The following is a 15507-nucleotide window of genomic DNA, read 5'->3' on the forward strand; positions in this document are numbered from 1 at the left end:
ACTATGGCTGATTTTGCTGCTCCCCTCGCGGCTTTAAGGGCACATCGTTGGTTCAAACTGATTAACGGTGCCAGTTTCCAAGATGTTGCCCAAATCTACAATCTGACATTGGCTTATACGCTGGCAGGGGCTGACTGTATTGATGTGGCCGCCGATCCGGCGGTGATCTACACTGCCAATGACGCTTTGACCGTTGCCGAACGCCTTGGTGCAACTCGCCCCCTACTAATGGTGAGTATTAATGATGGGGCTGATCCCCATTTTCGTAAGGCGACATTTGATCCGCATCGCTGCCCACCGGGGTGCGATCGCCCCTGTGAACGTATCTGCCCTGCCCAGGCCATTCAGTTCAATGCCTCGGTACAAGGGGTGCTGCGCGATCGCTGTTATGGCTGTGGCCGCTGCTTGCCCCTCTGCCCCTTGAACTTGATTACCACTGCGGAACAACCCGCAGTATTTGAGGACATTACTCCCTTGATTGCCGATGGCACGATTCAAGCCCTTGAAATTCATACCCAACCTCGGCGCTATAGGGCTTTTGCCGAGCTTTGGCAGCGCGTGCGTCCTTGGGTGCGGTATTTACAGGTGCTGGCGATTAGTTGTCCCCAAGGGGAGGGAGTCATTGACTATTTGCGCTGGATCAATAGCCAGATTCAACCCTTGGAGTGTGCCCTCATTTGGCAGGCGGATGGTCGTCCCATGAGTGGCGATATTGGCGATGGGGCAACGCGAGCCACAATCCAGTTTGGTCAAGCAATTTTAGGGGCAAATTTACCCGGATTTGTGCAGTTAGCGGGGGGCACAAATGGCCATACGGTTGCTAAACTCAGGGCAATGGGATTGTTAGATCCACAGGGAATTGCCGGTGTTGCCTATGGTAGTTATGCCCGCAAACGCCTTGCCCCTTTCCACGCGATCGCCGACCAACCATGGCAAACTGTGCCTGCCGTCCTTGCAGCGGCTGTTGCTGAAGCAGCAACCCTTGTCTCTCCTTTGAAATCTGTCCCGTTACCCTCTGTACCCTATGGTTGAATTGACTGCTGGACAACGCCAAGTGATTGACGATCTCGATCAATTGTTGGCCATCCTGCCGCCGCCCCTTGGCCAGTCCCTCACCGATCACCCGCAGCGGGAAGAACTGCTAGAAATTGTCCTAGATTTGGGGCGTTTACCAGAAGCGCGGTTTATCCACAGCACCCAATACCTTGCCGAGACTCCCGTCAGCCGTGAGATGTTGCAATATGCCGTGGATCGAGTGGGCGAGTTTAGCGGCGATAATCGAGCCGGGATTGAGCGTACCTTGCACCGGATTAGTGCCCTGCGCAATCGTCAAGGAACGATTATTGGCTTGACTTGCCGCGTAGGTCGGGCGGTCTTTGGCACAATTGGCATGATTCGCGACTTGGTCGAAAGTGGCCAGTCCATCTTGCTATTAGGGCGTCCTGGCGTCGGTAAAACAACGGCACTGCGGGAAATTGCCCGCGTTCTTGCCGATGAGCTACACAAGCGGGTAGTGATTATTGACACCTCCAATGAAATTGCCGGCGATGGTGATATTCCCCATCCAGCCATTGGTAAGGCGCGACGCATGCAGGTGGCACGCCCAGAACTTCAGCATCAGGTGATGATTGAGGCGGTGGAAAACCACATGCCCCAAGTCATTATCATTGATGAAATTGGCACAGAGCTAGAGGCGCTGGCGGCTCGCACCATTGCTGAGCGAGGCGTACAACTCATTGGCACAGCCCACGGCAATCAGATTGAGAACTTGATCAAAAACCCGACCCTTGCAGACTTGGTAGGGGGCATTCAATCGGTTACTCTTGGTGACGAGGAAGCGCGGCGGCGCGGTACCCAAAAAAGTGTTCTTGAACGTAAAGCCCCGCCCACCTTTCAAATAGCGGTGGAAATGCTGGAGCGCGATCGCTGGGTTGTCCATCTTGACGTGGCTGCCAGTGTCGATCTCCTGCTGCGGGGTCGTCAGCCATCTCCTGAAATTCGTGGTGTTGCTGCCGATGGCTCGGTGGTGATTAGTCGTCCCGAATCTCCCCCCCAGCGATCGGAGGTGCAATCTCTGCCTCAGCGCCCCTCTTGGCGTGACAGTGGCCAGATGCTGCCCGTTGTTGAGGCTCATAAAGAACCCCTGCGGGCAAATTTTGCTCAACTACTGGAGGCAACTTTGGATGCACCCACAGTGGGGCCAAATGGTGAAGAACTGCCTTTGCATGTTTTCCCCTACGCCGTGAGCCGCCACCATCTGGAACAGGCCATTCGCACCCTCAACCTACCCATTGTTGTCACCAAAGATATTGATCAAGCCGATGTCATTTTGACGCTGCGCTCCCATCTCAAAGGGGAAAGCAAGCTACGGCATCTTGCCCATATTCATCATTTACCCGTACATGCTATTAAAACTAACAGCATGGCACAAATTGTGCGGGGGTTACGGCATTTGCTTGGTATTGAAGACCCTAGCCCAGCAGAGTCAGCAGATCTCTCCCTCTTTAGTCCCACAGGGAGCGATGATGAACTGGAAGCCCTTGAGGAAGCACGCCTGGCGGTTGAGGAAATTGTGATTCCCAAGGGGCAAGCGGTAGAGCTATTACCGCGATCGGCCAACATTCGGCGGATGCAACACGAGTTGGTTGAGCGTTACCAGTTAACCTCCTGTAGCTTTGGCGAAGAGCCGAATCGGCGGCTGCGGATTTATCCTAATCTCTCTCGTTGATCAAGTGGGAGAAGTCACCAACTCCTGCAACAAGATCGCCACCGGGTTAAGACGTGACTAATGATGCCCAGTTTCAGCCCCGCCCTGGGTAAAGCAAAGGAATTCGCTTTTGAGATGTGGGAGCGATCGCCCCCTAGGGTATGATTGTAGGGTCAAGCTCTAGGAACCGTAGGTAAGACCCGACCCAATGGGGTTGCTGAGCCTGCGCACCAGAGCCATGGAAAACGGTTGGAATTACAAGTTTAGGATGGCCACCCCTTTACTCCTACGTGCTGCCCGTGGTGAAAACGTTGAGCGTCCGCCCATTTGGTTGATGCGGCAAGCCGGGCGCTATATGAAGGTCTATCGTGACCTGCGCGATCGCTATCCCTCGTTTCGCCAGCGATCGGAAATTCCTGAACTCGCCATTGAAATTTCGCTCCAACCCTTTCGTGCCTTCGCCCCAGACGGGGTAATTCTCTTCTCGGATATTCTCACGCCCTTGCCGGGGGTTGGGATTCCCTTTGACATTGTGGAGAGTAAAGGGCCAATTATTGACCCACCCATCCGTACGCTTGAGCAGGTGCAGCAACTCCATCCCCTGGAACCGGAAGCGGCCTGTCCCTTTATTCGTCCGATTCTTTCGACACTGCGCCAAGAAGTGGGCGATCGCGCCACCGTCCTAGGATTTGCCGGTGCCCCTTGGACCCTTGCGGCCTATGCCATTGAGGGCAAAAGTTCCAAGGACTACATCGAAATTAAAACCATGGCCTATCGCGAGCCAGACTTGCTCCACAAGTTCTTGAGCCATTTGGCCACTGCTGTTGCCGATTATCTGTGCTACCAAATTGACTGTGGTGCTCAGGTGGTGCAACTGTTTGATTCGTGGGCGGGTCAACTGAGCCGTCAGGACTACGATGCGTTTGCCTTCCCTTACCAAAAGCAGGTGGTGCAACAGGTCAAAGCCGTCTATCCCGATGTGCCGATCATCCTCTATATCAATGGCAGTGCTGCAGTGGTGGATCGCATGGCGGCAACGGGGGTGGATATTGTCAGCCTTGATTGGACAGTGGACATCGGCACGATTCGCCAACAGTTTCCTGCCAGTGTCGGTCTGCAGGGGAATTTAGACCCGGTCATGCTCTTTGCCCCCCAACCGGTGCTCAAGGAACGGGCACTCGCGATTATCGAGGCAGGTCGCAAGGGCAAATATATTTTTAACCTAGGTCACGGCGTTCTTCAAGGAACCCCTGAGGAGAATGTGGGTTTTCTCTTTGATCTGGTGAAGTCTCTTGCCCCATGCGCATCCTAATTACGGGCGCCAGTGGTTGCATTGGTCAGTACATCTCTGAGGCGCTGATCCAGCAAACAGATCACGAACTCTTTTTGTTGGTGCGCAACCCCGCCCGGCTGCAAATTGAGCCTCGCCGGCGATCTGGGGTGAATGTGATCCAAGGGGATTTGATGGATTTGACGCCCTTGGAACCACTGTTGCCAACCCTCGATGTCGCAATTCTGACGGCAACTGCTTGGGGAGGAAAGAACGTCTTTGCCATCAATTACGAGCAAACTTGCTCTCTGCTCAAGCAACTCGATCCCCAACGCTGCCAGCGGGTCTTTTATTTTTCCACGGCAAGTATCCTCAATCATCAGATGGAACCGCTGCCGGAGGCGGGCACCTTGGGCACAGACTACATTCGCTCGAAGTATCAGTGTCTCCATGCCATTGAACAACTGCCCGTGGGCGATCGCGTGATTGAACTCTTTCCGACCATGGTGTTTGGGGGAGGGACTGATGGGAAGCGTCCCTCGTTTATCACGGAAGGGATGCGTGATGTCCTCAAGTGGTTGTGGTTAGCTCGCTTTTTCCGAGCAGAGGCCAGTTTTCACTTTATCCATGCCCGCGATATTGCCCAAGTGGTTCTCTACCTATTGCAGCATCCTGAGTATCCAGTACCGCGCCGTGTGGCTCTGGGTAACCCGCCAATTACTGTCAATGAGATGTTGGCACAGTTATGCGCTGCGGTAAAGCTGCCAATTTATGTACAAGTCCCCTTGACACTGCCGGTGATTAACTTCTTTGTGCGAGTATTTCGAGTGCAAATGTCGCCGTGGGATTATTTTTGCTTAAACTATCGCAACTTCACCTATGAGACGGTGCTCAATCCTCAAGCTCTGGGGCTAACCCCCTACTGTGCCACGGTGGCGGATTTGCTACGCTGTAGTTTGGGTACAGCAGACCTCTAAACCAACCATTGCGGAGTCTTGGATGACAGGCATTTGGCTATTGAAGTCGGAGCCAAGTGTTTTTTCTTGGCAGGATTTGAAGGCAGCTCCACAACAAACCACCTGTTGGGAAGGTGTACGCAACTACCAAGCACGCAACTTTATCCGCGATCAAATGCAGGTGGGCGATCGCGTGCTCTTTTATCACAGTAATGCCAACCCGCCGGCAATTATGGGCATTGCCGAAATTGTTAAGCCTGCCTATCCCGATCACTTTGCTTGGAATCCCGACAGCCGCTACTACGACCCCCAAAGTACCCCTGAGAATCCCCGCTGGTTTATGGTGGATATTCAGTACCGCCGTGACTTTTTGCCTCCCATCACCCTTCCAGAACTGCGGCAAACGCCCGGCCTAGAGGGGATGCTGCTATTGCAAAAAGGCTGCCGTCTTTCGGTACAACCGGTTACTGAATCAGAGTGGCAGATCATTCTCGGCCTGCGATCGCCCTAGGGTTGGCGAGGCAGACGGCGCAAATAGGGTAAATTTTTCAGGTGGCGATCGCTAGAGTATTGAAAGCCAAAATCCGCATATTCTGCGGTATTCACCAGTCGCCGAAAGGCCGAGAAACCAATCCGCCGTTTGCCATCGAGGGTACTCACCTTGGAGTTGGGGTTGTCTGGATTTCCGCCCAAGAGTCGAAAGGCCTCTTCCGGAGTGAGCCACTCCTTGCCGGGATCACCGGTGGGAATTTTTTCCTCAAGGTGTTTGAGCTTGGTGACGAGGCTTTCCCAGAGGTTGCGGCGGGGTTGGTGCTGCTGGAGGCGAGAGGTGAGCGATCGCCACAGGAGTTGCAGTTGCACCCCTAGATACTGGAAAAAACGCTTGAGCAACCGCCTAATCTGATTCAAAAGCAGGGGCAATCCCGTGGGTGGCGGTGGGGGCGATCGCTCAATGACCACGGTACTCCAACCGCACACACTACACACTTGGCGACCGGAGGACAGTGGCTTTCCTAGACGGGCAGAACAGCGAGGGCAAGTTTCCAGCATTCGTTGCTTTTATCACTGATGAATCAAATTTTAGCGGAATGGCATTCGTTAGCGAGGGCGACGATAAAAGGGGCGAGGAACCACCACTGCTGGCACGCGGCGATCGCGCACCTGTACTTCTAGTTCACGACCCGTGTGGGCAAACTCTGGAAAGACATAGCCGAGGGCGATCGCCTTCCCCAAGGTGGGAGATAGGGTGCCACTGGTGACTTCCCCGACGGCCTGTGTGCCTGCGTAGATTGGGTAGCCATGGCGAGCAATGCCTTTGCCGACGAGTTCTAGACCCACCAACTGCCGCTCAATCCCCTGCTCCTTTTGCACTAAGAGGGCAGCACGACCTACAAAATCGGGCTTTTGCCAATCAATCAACCAATCGAGACCCGCTTCAAGGGGCGTGGTTTGCTCATCCATGTCTTGGCCGTAGAGGAGCATGGCCGCCTCCAAGCGCAGGGTATCCCGCGCCCCCAAGCCACAGGGAGTAACACCGGCTGCCAGCAGGGTTTGCCACAACTGTTGCCCCAATTCCGGCGTTGCAAGAATTTCCCAACCATCTTCACCCGTGTAGCCGGTGCGGGCAATCCAAGCAGGCTGTCCCAATAGATTCACCTGAGCATGGCGATAGGCCTTAATCTCCCCTAAAGAGCGATCGCACAGGGGTGTTAGGGTTGCTGTCGCCGCAGGGCCTTGAAGGGCAATCAGCACCTGTGTTGTGGACTCATCAATAAAATCAATACCGGCGGGTAAATACTTCTGAAACCATGCCCAGTCCTTGGCAGTGGTGGCCGCATTCCCAATACAGCGTACCTCCCCATCGCCAATATAGAAAATAACATCATCCACAATACCCCCGCCTTCGTTGAGAAGGACAGTATATTTGGCTTGGCCGGGTTGCAAACGACTCAAATCCGTGGGCACCCGTTCTTGCAATGCCGCGATCGCCCTAGGATCTCGCAGGAGGAACTTCCCCATGTGGGAAATATCAAACATCCCCACCCGCTGCCGCACCGCTTGGTGTTCCTGCAAAATACTGCTGTAGTGGAGAGGCATTTCCCACTCACCAAAGGGGGTAAACCGTGCGCCTTGATGCAGGGGATAGAGGGGGGTACGACGCAACGCTTCAGCCATAGGTCACTAAGGGAAAGAGACTATCCAGTTGTTGCTGCAGTTGGGCAGGGGTCAGTGCCGGTTCGCGGCAGCGCAAGCCTTCACAGACAAGGGCAACAGGCTCAAGGTTATCCCGAACTTTGAGAACCGCTGTTGGCAAGTAACGCTCCAAGAGGGGTACCACCTGATCAGAGCGCGTTTGCACACACACCGGCTGCAAATACCACTGCAACGCCGCCAGAAGGCTCGGACAACTCTGGGGAGACTCCTTCATCAACTGGCCAAAGAAACACAGTCCCTTTTCTGCCTGTTCCAGATAAGTGGGATTCTCTGTGAGCAAGAAGAGTTGCACCAAGTTGGCGATCGCCACCCCATTGGCAGAAGGCGTGGCATTATCCAAACCTTCCCGCTGGCGCAGAATCAAGTCGGCTCGCTCTGGGGCATTGTAATAGCCTCCATCCGCGGCTCCTAGCTCCTGATCAAAAAGGGCTTGATACCGACAGGCCAACTCTAACCACGGCTGCGCCGCTTCCCCCACCGCTAAACTGGCCTGATGCAGGGCAAGAAGGGCTTGGATCCAGTAGGCATAGTCCTCGGCCTGTGCCACCTCAGTGACGGTGCCGCCATAGTTCAGGCGGTAAAGTTTGTTCTGCTGATATTGATGCTCGTGGAGCCATTGAGCTGCTTTAGCCGCTCGTTTCCAGTAGGCCTGTGCTCTCCAGACTTGGGCGGCTGTGGCGAGGCCGGTAATCATCAGGCTATTCCAGGCCAGAATCATTTTGGTATCGGTAACCGGTGGAATCCGTCCCGGCCAAGCCCGCCCCTTAGCGGTTGCATTATCGGTGGCCACAGGAAAGGGCTGATCCATAGGTGTATCGGCACCATAGCGGCGGGCAAAAAGTTTCCGCAGAATCGGTTCTAGAGTCTCAGGCTGTTCAGGGGGGCGCACTTGCTTGAGCACAATTTTGCCCTCGAAGTTGCCTTGGGGCGAAATTTCAAAGTGGGCTTGCAATTGTGCCAATTCGGTCTGGCTTAAGATCTGCTCTAGCTCCCCATACTGCCAGCAGTAAAAGGCGCCCTCCTCGGGTTCAGAATCATGGGCACTAACAAAGCTATCGGCATCTTGAGCCGCGTAGAAGTAGCCTTCGGGAGCGGTCATTTCCCGGTCTAGCCATTGAATTGTTTGGGCAATTGCCCTGGGAATCTGGGGGGAGCGATCGCCCTGTTGCCACAGCCGTGCCAGATAGGTCACAATTTGGCCATTGTCGTAGAGCATTTTCTCAAAGTGGGGCACCGTCCACTGCGGATCGACGGTGTAGCGATGCCAGCCACCCCCCACATGGTCATAGATGCCCCCCCGCAGGAGGTTGTGTCCCCGCAGCCGACACAGGTGCAACAGTTCGGGAGGATTGGGACTCAGAGCCAACCCTTGGAGAAGCATTTGGGCATAGGGCATCATGGGGAAGCAGGTGCCTTGGGGGCGATCGCGCAAAATCGGCGTGACTTGGCGAATCCCCGCCCTTAGGAGGTCTTCTGTCAGGAGGATGGTCTCTCCCCTCTCAGGGGAGGCAGCAAGATATTGCCAGAGGGTAGCCTGTTGGGCAGCCAGCTTCTCCTTTTCTTGGTCATAGAAGCGACGCACCGCCTGCAACACTTGCAAAAAGCCCGGCCGGCCATAGCGCGGTTGCACAGGAAAGTAAGTGCCGCCATAAAAGGGACGGCGATCCTGAGGGGTGAGGAAGATATTCAGCGGCCAGCCCCCCTGACCCGTCATCAGTTGCAACGCCTGCATGTAGAGGCTGTCAATATCGGGTCGCTCCTCGCGATCCACCTTAATTGGCAGGAAATAGGTGTTGAGATAGGCGGCAATTTCTGGATCGGAAAAGGCTTCCCCCTCCATAACGGTGCACCAGTGGCAACTGGAATAGCCAATCGAGAGAAAAATCACCCGATCCTCGGCAGCGGCTTTGGCAAGGGCTTCATCACACCACGGCCACCAGTCAATGGGGTTTTCGGCATGCTTGCGCAGGTAAAGACTTTGGCACTGGCTAAGGCGATTTGGCATGGGAGCGTACCATTTCAACACTAATTTGACCCGTAAAGTTGGGCACCGGCGGGGCAACTTTTGTGACGCGTACCGCTGCCCGTTGCACTTGAGGGGGGGCAAGGCAAAGGTTCATAATCGCTGCTGCGAGGGTCTCAAGGAGCTGAAAGCGCTCCCGCTGCATGAGCTGCTCAATCGCCTGCAACAGGGGGCGATAGTCAAGGGTATCCTCAAGGCGATCGCCGGCCGCCGCTTGTGCCATATCAAACCAGAGCTTAATATCAATCTCAAACCACTGGCCGAGAATTTGTTCCTCCGGTAGGGCGCCCGTATAGCCGTAGTAGCGAATTCCCGAGAGGTGGAGACAGTCAATTGATGAGTCGCTCAAGGGTATCGATCCATAACAACACAGGCAAAAATTCTGCTGGGCTTCCTGATTGTTGTGCCCCTTGCCCTCCTTGACTTAACTTTATCGTCAAAGTGCCGCCAATGGTGAGCTTGCTCCTCAGCGACCCTACCATTATTCCCCTTGCGGCTTGGATTTCCAAGTTCACATTCACCCCTAGAGAAGATGCGGATGGCGAGACTCGAACTCGCAAGGCAAAGCCACACGCCCCTCAAACGTGCGCGTATACCAATTCCGCCACATCCGCGTAGTTTTTTATCATAACGCAAAGGGTTGAATTTCCGAAAGGGGCGATCGGGGTCGTGGGGGCAGAAAATTGAGATTAGGGGGCGCCCCTCTCTCACCAACGTTTTGTCCTACCCTTGGAAGAACGCCCATGCATGCAGCCGCCTATTTGATTGGTACCGTTGCCCACGGCAGTGGTCTCCCCGTTAAGACCATTCGCTACTACGCGGAATTGGGACTGTTGCGCACAGTGGGCCGCACAAGCGGTGGGTATCGTCTCTTTGGCAAGGATGTCTTTGCCCGCCTCAGTTTCATTAAACGTGCCCAGTCCCTTGGCCTGAGCCTCAGCGACATCAAAGCCTGTCTTGAGGTGTACGATCGCGGGGAAGTTCCCTGTGACCACATCAAGGAAAAGCTAGAGGAGAAGTTGGCTGCCATTGAGGCACAAATTCAGCAGTTGCACCTTCTGCAGCAGGAATTGCAAGGTCTCCTATCGGGCTGGCGATCGCCCCCTTACCCCTCAGCGGACACCATTTGTCCCATTCTGCAACCCGTCCACCATGCCTAACTATTCGTTCATATTCTTGTAAGTAGCCACTGCCGATGGGGAAATCTGGTTGAGATAACGGAAAATCCAATACTTAAACACCGTATCCAACATCACCGGAAACGTGGCAATAAACATATTGATAAAATCCTCATTGCGGGGAAATCCAAAGTGCTCTAGGGCATTGTTAACCAGCACTTCCCAACCATGGGGGGAGTGGAATCCCACAAACACATCGGTGAATAGAATGATGATAAAGGCTTTAGCACTATCGCTAAGGCCATAGACAACCTCATCCAAGAAAGCTTTGACAATCGCCAATTGTCGTTGACCCGTAAAGACCAGCGTCAAAAAGACGGCAAATCCCAGCGTATCGGAGAGGATATTTTTCAGCGGTTCAATCAGTTCCTTTTGGTATTCTGTGGATAGCTCAATCGCCTTTTCGCGGATGCGGGCTTGGATTTCCTCTGCAGAAACCGGCACATTGCTCACCAGACTTTCAAAGCGAATTTTGTTTTCAAAGCGAGCCAGTTCATCCAGAATATTGTCCTCCAGTTGAGAGTTAATGATGCGTTCAATCTGACCCACCGCCTTAAAGTGGTTTACCAGAGGACTAACAATCAGTGCTTTGGAAATTTGCTGCGTCAACAGGGGCAGAATCACCAGCAGCAGCATGAAGCGAACGGCAAGACGGGTGCGCAGTTTAGAGGTGCGAAAATCACGAAGGACCTCAGCTTCAGTGGTTTCATCAGAGTTTAGCTCACGGCGAAAGCGATCGGCGGTGCGCAAAATAGAGCGAGGAATAAAGCTGCTACTGTCAAGCTTGGAATCATTGGTGAGGTCATCACTAATATATTCTGATAAATATAGAGAATTTTCTTCGATTTTATCTAGGGCTGCCGCCTGCTGGCGTTGTTGAGGGTCTTGACGACTGAGACTAGGACGGGCAAGGGCATTGAGTTCCTTTTCTCGCTGCCGTTTATAGCGGTTGAGGGTGGCATCAATGACGCGCAGCTTTTCATAGACGCTGGGTTCCTCAGTGGCGCTGGTTACTGGGGTGGTCACCGAATAGGTCTCCACGGCAGTGCTAACCCTGTCAGCCGGGGGAGTGGGCAAACGCTGGGGGGGCACAAGGGGCAAAATTTGCCGACTGGCGCGGAACTCTGCCATCCGCAGGCGAATGGTTTTCAGGAGTCGCTTCAGCTCTATCTCGAAATAGCTGGAAACTTCTCCCACGGGCAAATTGAGGGGGCTAATGGGTTGACCGTCAAAGTGCTCTATTTCAATTTCTCGGATTTTCAGCGCAGCTTCGTAGGCTTCCTGCAGGGCGCGGTTGGGAGTTGTGAGATACCACTGTTGTGCTCGCTTGATCCAGTCTCTGAGGCGAATAAAGGGATTGCCGGACATTGCAGTTATTCTCAACGGCTACCGCAGAAGCAAATAAATCGATAGGATAGATAGCATCGTAGCAAATTGACTTTGCGGACTTAGCCGGCAGTGTTGCAGTGGATCAGCGGCGGTAGTCGCAGCGGCAAAACCTATGCATTGGTTCAACGTTTTGGCCAGTGGATTGAGCAAGCCCAAGGCACACCCGCCGCGTTGACCCTAGGGCAGGAATCGCTTCTTTTTTTGACGGATACAGTAGAAGGCCGCCAAGCAATTCAGAAGGAAATTGAACGGCAGTTGGGCAGTGGCTATACACCCTACATTGCCACCCCCTTGGGGTTCATGCAGGATGAGGTGGAACTTTTTTGGCCGTTGCTGGTTCAAGCTCAGGCCGTTGCTTCCCGTCTCCCTGTGCATCTTAAGCCGGAAACGGAATTGCTCTGGGCACAGCGGCTGTGGCAGCCCTGGCTAGAGAAGAGCACCCTTGCCCCCCTCAGTGAGAATCGCAATCGCGCCACCCGGCACCTGCTCGATATTTTTCAATTGGCTGCCTTTGCCCGCCTCCGCCTTGATGACTTGCCCCAATTGATGAGGGATCATCAGCTTGACCTTCCCTCAGAAACGGTGGAGGCGATCGCGAGTGCCTTAGACCAATGGCAAGCTTGGTGTACTGAACATAGTCTGCTCACCTACGGCATCACCGCTGCCCTATTTGGCCATGTTCTTCTCAACCATCCGCAATACCAAGCCTCCTTAAAACAACGGTTTCAGTGTCTTTTTGCTGACAATACCCATAACTATCCAGCGGTGATGGCAGATTTGATCGAACACTTCAACCAGCAGGGGATCAAGATTGTCCTGACCCATCAACCCATCGGTGCGGTGCGTCTGGGTCTCGGTGCCGATCCCGATGCCTTCCTGGGCCTGAAACAACAGGCTAAGGTAATTGATCTGCCCGCCTGCAGAAACACAATTTTTGACACGGCCGATCTCCGGTCTTCAATTCAGGAACTGCTCAAAACCCCCCAATCCACATTGCCGACAACAATTGAGGCCATCCAGACCACCTCGCGGATGCAGCTGTTACAGGAGGTTGTTGAGACAATTGCCGGAGCTATTCACAGGGGAATTATACAGCCAACAGAGATTGCCATCCTTGCCCCCGGTTTAGATAGCGTTGCCCGCTATGTCCTCAGCACTGAGCTAAAAAAGCGCGGCATTCCCCTTGTCATCTGGAATGAACAACGGCCACTGATTCAATCTCCCTTGGTGCGTGCCCTTTTAACTCTCCTAAGTTTTGTCTATGAGGACATTGGGGTTGGCCTAGAGGCAACTGCCGTTGCGGAAATGCTGACGATTTTTCAGCCGCGCGACATTGATCCCGTGCGCGCCGGCCTATTGGCTAACTACTGCTTTCAACCCGATCCCCGACAACCCAAACTGCTGCCGACCACCTGCTATGGTCATTGGGATCGCTTTGGCTATCGCGCCACCGAAGCCTATAACCAGTTCTGCAATTGGTTAGGTGGTCTTGATGGCCGGCAATTTCCGGCCTATGTGCTTGAGGCGGCGATCCAACGCTACATCCGGCCCCAGAACCTAACGGCCAGTGAACTAGCCCCTTTGCGATCCCTCCTAGAGAGCATAGCTACCTACTGGCAAGTTTATGACCACCTGGCGGAATACCGAGCCACGCCAATCGCTGAGCGACTCCGGGAATGGATCTCCCTACTGCGGCAGGGCACCGTGACAGCGAATCCGGCCCCACTCCTGTGGCAACCCCAAGGGGTCTTACTAGCAACAACATTTCAATATCGCAGTGCCCGACTGGCCCATCGCTGGCATTTTTGGCTGGATGCGGGGAGTCCGCGTTGGCAGGATGGTGGCTTGCAATGTCTCTGGCAGGCACCCCTCTTTTTGCGGCGGGGGGCAGCAAGTCCCAGTGCACGGGTATGGCAATTGGAGTCAGAACGTCTGGAGCATTTACTGGTGGATCTGTGCTCACGGGTGAGCGATCGCCTGTACCTGTGCCACAGTGACTTAGCGGCCAACGGCAGGGAACAGGAAGGCCCCTTCAGTCCTTGGGTGGATTTGGCGGTGGGCGATCGCCTGCAGGCCGTCGGCGATGGCACTATAGATAAATAACGATAAATAACGCCCTTTGTTTGACCCCGTAGGGAGAATTGTCGCTTGTCACCGCACTTTTCACTGACCACCCCCCTGTACTACGTCAATGCCCTTCCCCACATTGGCAGTGCCTACACCACCATTGCTGCCGATGTACTGGCTCGCTTTTACCGTTTGCAGGGCTACCAAGTGCGGTTCATTACTGGTACCGATGAGCATGGCCAGAAAATTGAACGCACCGCTCAACAGCGGGGGGTGAGTCCCCAAGCCCACTGCGACGAGATTGCCGCTGGGTTTCAATCCCTCTGGCAACAACTCAATATCCGCTACGATGTCTTTAGCCGCACCACCAGTCCGCGACATCAAGCCATTGTCAGCGAGTTTTTTCAGCGGGTGTGGGACAGCGGCGACATCTACCTCGGGCAGCAGCAGGGGTGGTACTGTGTTGAGTGCGAGGAATTCAAAGACGAGCGGGAGTTACTGGAGGGCAAGCGCTGCCCAATCCATGTGAATCGGACAGTGGAATGGCGAGATGAGCGCAACTATTTCTTCCGCCTCTCGAAGTACCAGCAGGCTCTCCTAGATTACTACGCAACCCACCCTGACTTTGTCCAGCCCCCCAGTCGCCGCAATGAGGTACTGAGTTTTATTGAGCGGGGGCTTCAGGACTTTTCCATTTCGCGGGTAAACTTGGCTTGGGGGTTTCCCGTACCCATAGATCCAGAACAGACCCTCTACGTCTGGTTTGATGCCCTCTTGGGCTATGTCACGGCGCTTCTAGAACCCGATGAAGAGCCTACCTTGGCCAATGCCCTCAGGCGGTGGTGGCCGATTAACCTTCACATTATCGGTAAGGATATTCTGCGCTTCCATGCAATTTCTTGGCCGGCCATGTTAATGTCAGCGGGCTTGCCCCTACCAGAGCAGATCTTTGTCCATGGCTTTCTTACCAAGGATGGTCAGAAAATGGGCAAAAGTCTGGGGAATACCCTTGATCCCTTTGCTTTGGTAGCGCAGTATGGTGCCGATGCAGTGCGCTACTACTTTATGAAAGAGGTGGAGTTTGGCCGCGATGGGGACTTTAGTGAGACCCGCTTTGTCAATATTCTCAATGCGGATCTGGCCAATGATTTGGGGAATTTGCTCAATCGCACCCTGAAAATGGCCTGGAAATACACAGGGGGACAAGTGCCCAATGTCCAAGGAACTGCCATTCCTCAAGAGCAGCCGCTGCGGCAACTGGCAGAGCACCTTAGCCAAATCTATGCTCAAAGCTATCGGCAACTGGCCTTCCATGAGGTGTGCCAACAGGCCCTGACCTTAGCGCGGGCAGGCAATAAGTTCCTCGATGAGGAGGCACCGTGGAAACGCTACAAGGCGGGAGAAACCGAAGCTGTTGCTGAAATTCTTTACTCTGTACTGGAGTCGGTGCGCCTTGTGGCCTATGTGCTAGCGCCGATTATCCCCCAACTGAGTGAGGCAATCTATCGGCAGTTGGGCTATACTATTGAACTTAACGCAGCCGTTGTTGCCCCAGACCTTTTGGGCGATCGCCAGGCTCGGTGGGGTGTTCTCCCTGCCCTGCAGCCTTTGGCCAATCCAGAGCCAATTTTCCAAAAGCTTCCCGTCCCCCCAACCGTCACCGATTCTCCTTGACGCGCGATACGCTAGAGGTATGACTTTGT

General features: G+C 54.2%; 13 protein-coding genes and 1 tRNA gene. 8 read left to right on the forward strand and 6 right to left on the reverse strand.

All coding sequences use genetic code 11. The features are described from left to right. Window positions 1–3 precede the first annotated feature (3 nt). The 5 genes from ldpA (at window position 4) to Q0683_RS00200 (ending at window position 5444) form a co-directional block, all read left to right on the forward strand. Complete coding sequence (gene ldpA, locus Q0683_RS00180) at window positions 4–1032, forward strand: circadian clock protein LdpA (RefSeq protein ID WP_298612007.1); 1029 nt, start codon at window positions 4–6, stop codon at window positions 1030–1032. Then, entirely contained in the window at window positions 1025–2728 is a 1704-nt protein-coding gene (locus Q0683_RS00185) for a R3H domain-containing nucleic acid-binding protein (protein ID WP_298975593.1), read from the forward strand. Before ldpA ends, Q0683_RS00185 begins: the two co-directional genes overlap by 8 nt. A 247-nt stretch (window positions 2729–2975) precedes the next feature. Continuing rightward, window positions 2976–4019 (forward strand): uroporphyrinogen decarboxylase, encoded by a 1044-nt coding sequence (gene hemE, locus Q0683_RS00190; protein ID WP_298612013.1) that lies wholly within the window; start codon window positions 2976–2978, stop codon window positions 4017–4019. Further along, a complete protein-coding gene (locus tag Q0683_RS00195; RefSeq protein WP_298612016.1) occupies window positions 4007–4954 on the forward strand; it encodes an NAD(P)-dependent oxidoreductase in 948 nt (315 codons plus the stop codon). The genes hemE and Q0683_RS00195 overlap by 13 nt, the downstream gene beginning before the upstream one ends. A 22-nt stretch (window positions 4955–4976) precedes the next feature. Beyond that, entirely contained in the window at window positions 4977–5444 is a 468-nt protein-coding gene (locus Q0683_RS00200) for an EVE domain-containing protein (RefSeq protein WP_298612019.1), read from the forward strand. On the opposite strand, the gene Q0683_RS00205 is transcribed toward Q0683_RS00200, so the two are convergent. The 5 genes from Q0683_RS00205 to Q0683_RS00225 all read right to left on the reverse strand — a co-directional run bounded on the left by Q0683_RS00205 (window position 5441) and on the right by Q0683_RS00225 (window position 9784). Beyond that, on the reverse strand, window positions 5441–5983 hold the full coding sequence (locus Q0683_RS00205) for a hypothetical protein (RefSeq protein WP_298612022.1): 543 nt from the start codon (window positions 5981–5983) through the stop codon (window positions 5441–5443). The genes Q0683_RS00200 and Q0683_RS00205 overlap by 4 nt on opposite strands. A gap of 48 nt (window positions 5984–6031) precedes the next feature. Beyond that, window positions 6032–7108 carry a glycine cleavage system aminomethyltransferase GcvT gene (gcvT, locus tag Q0683_RS00210; RefSeq protein ID WP_298975598.1) on the reverse strand — a complete coding sequence of 359 codons (1077 nt, stop codon included), beginning with the start codon at window positions 7106–7108 and terminating at the stop codon, window positions 6032–6034. Then, window positions 7101–9152 carry a thioredoxin domain-containing protein gene (locus tag Q0683_RS00215; protein ID WP_298975600.1) on the reverse strand — a complete coding sequence of 684 codons (2052 nt, stop codon included), beginning with the start codon at window positions 9150–9152 and terminating at the stop codon, window positions 7101–7103. The genes gcvT and Q0683_RS00215 overlap by 8 nt, the downstream gene beginning before the upstream one ends. After that, the gene (folB, locus tag Q0683_RS00220; protein WP_298612031.1) at window positions 9136–9519 is read right to left on the reverse strand and encodes a dihydroneopterin aldolase; all 384 of its coding nucleotides are present in this window, start codon (window positions 9517–9519) and stop codon (window positions 9136–9138) included. Before folB ends, Q0683_RS00215 begins: the two co-directional genes overlap by 17 nt. 184 nt (window positions 9520–9703) lie before the next feature. After that, window positions 9704–9784: transfer RNA gene (locus Q0683_RS00225), tRNA-Leu, on the reverse strand. Window positions 9785–9913: 129 nt separating this feature from the next. On the opposite strand from Q0683_RS00225, the gene Q0683_RS00230 reads away from it, so the two are divergent. Beyond that, a complete protein-coding gene (locus Q0683_RS00230) occupies window positions 9914–10330 on the forward strand; it encodes a MerR family DNA-binding protein (protein ID WP_298617589.1) in 417 nt (138 codons plus the stop codon). On the opposite strand, the gene pxcA is transcribed toward Q0683_RS00230, so the two are convergent. Then, window positions 10331–11725, reverse strand: coding sequence for a proton extrusion protein PcxA (gene pxcA / locus Q0683_RS00235; protein WP_366142478.1), 1395 nt, complete (start codon window positions 11723–11725; stop codon window positions 10331–10333). Window positions 11726–11806: 81 nt separating this feature from the next. Here pxcA and Q0683_RS00240 point away from each other — a divergent pair, with 81 nt between their 5' ends. Both Q0683_RS00240 and metG read left to right on the forward strand, forming a co-directional pair. Then, on the forward strand, window positions 11807–13840 hold the full coding sequence (locus Q0683_RS00240; protein WP_298975604.1) for a hypothetical protein: 2034 nt from the start codon (window positions 11807–11809) through the stop codon (window positions 13838–13840). Window positions 13841–13885: 45 nt separating this feature from the next. Then, window positions 13886–15478, forward strand: coding sequence for a methionine--tRNA ligase (metG, locus tag Q0683_RS00245; RefSeq protein ID WP_298612043.1), 1593 nt, complete (start codon window positions 13886–13888; stop codon window positions 15476–15478). The last annotated feature ends 29 nt before the right edge of the window (window positions 15479–15507 follow it).

Origin of the sequence: uncultured Thermosynechococcus sp., from assembly GCF_938074695.1 — a bacterium.
GTDB lineage: Bacteria > Cyanobacteriota > Cyanobacteriia > Thermosynechococcales > Thermosynechococcaceae > Thermosynechococcus.

What these genes read in the sequence shown, in the direction of transcription:
- Q0683_RS00200 (WP_298612019.1), top strand. Translation starts at nt 4,977, where the DNA reads ATGACAGGCATTTGGCTATTGAAGTCGGAGCCAAGTGTTTTTTCTTGG.
- Q0683_RS00215 (WP_298975600.1), bottom strand. Translation starts at nt 9,152, where the DNA reads ATGCCAAATCGCCTTAGCCAGTGCCAAAGTCTTTACCTGCGCAAGCAT.
- Q0683_RS00205 (WP_298612022.1), bottom strand. Translation starts at nt 5,983, where the DNA reads ATGCTGGAAACTTGCCCTCGCTGTTCTGCCCGTCTAGGAAAGCCACTG.
- ldpA (WP_298612007.1), top strand. Translation starts at nt 4, where the DNA reads ATGGCTGATTTTGCTGCTCCCCTCGCGGCTTTAAGGGCACATCGTTGG.
- Q0683_RS00185 (WP_298975593.1), top strand. Translation starts at nt 1,025, where the DNA reads ATGGTTGAATTGACTGCTGGACAACGCCAAGTGATTGACGATCTCGAT.
- hemE (WP_298612013.1), top strand. Translation starts at nt 2,976, where the DNA reads ATGGCCACCCCTTTACTCCTACGTGCTGCCCGTGGTGAAAACGTTGAG.
- Q0683_RS00230 (WP_298617589.1), top strand. Translation starts at nt 9,914, where the DNA reads ATGCATGCAGCCGCCTATTTGATTGGTACCGTTGCCCACGGCAGTGGT.
- Q0683_RS00195 (WP_298612016.1), top strand. Translation starts at nt 4,007, where the DNA reads ATGCGCATCCTAATTACGGGCGCCAGTGGTTGCATTGGTCAGTACATC.
- gcvT (WP_298975598.1), bottom strand. Translation starts at nt 7,108, where the DNA reads ATGGCTGAAGCGTTGCGTCGTACCCCCCTCTATCCCCTGCATCAAGGC.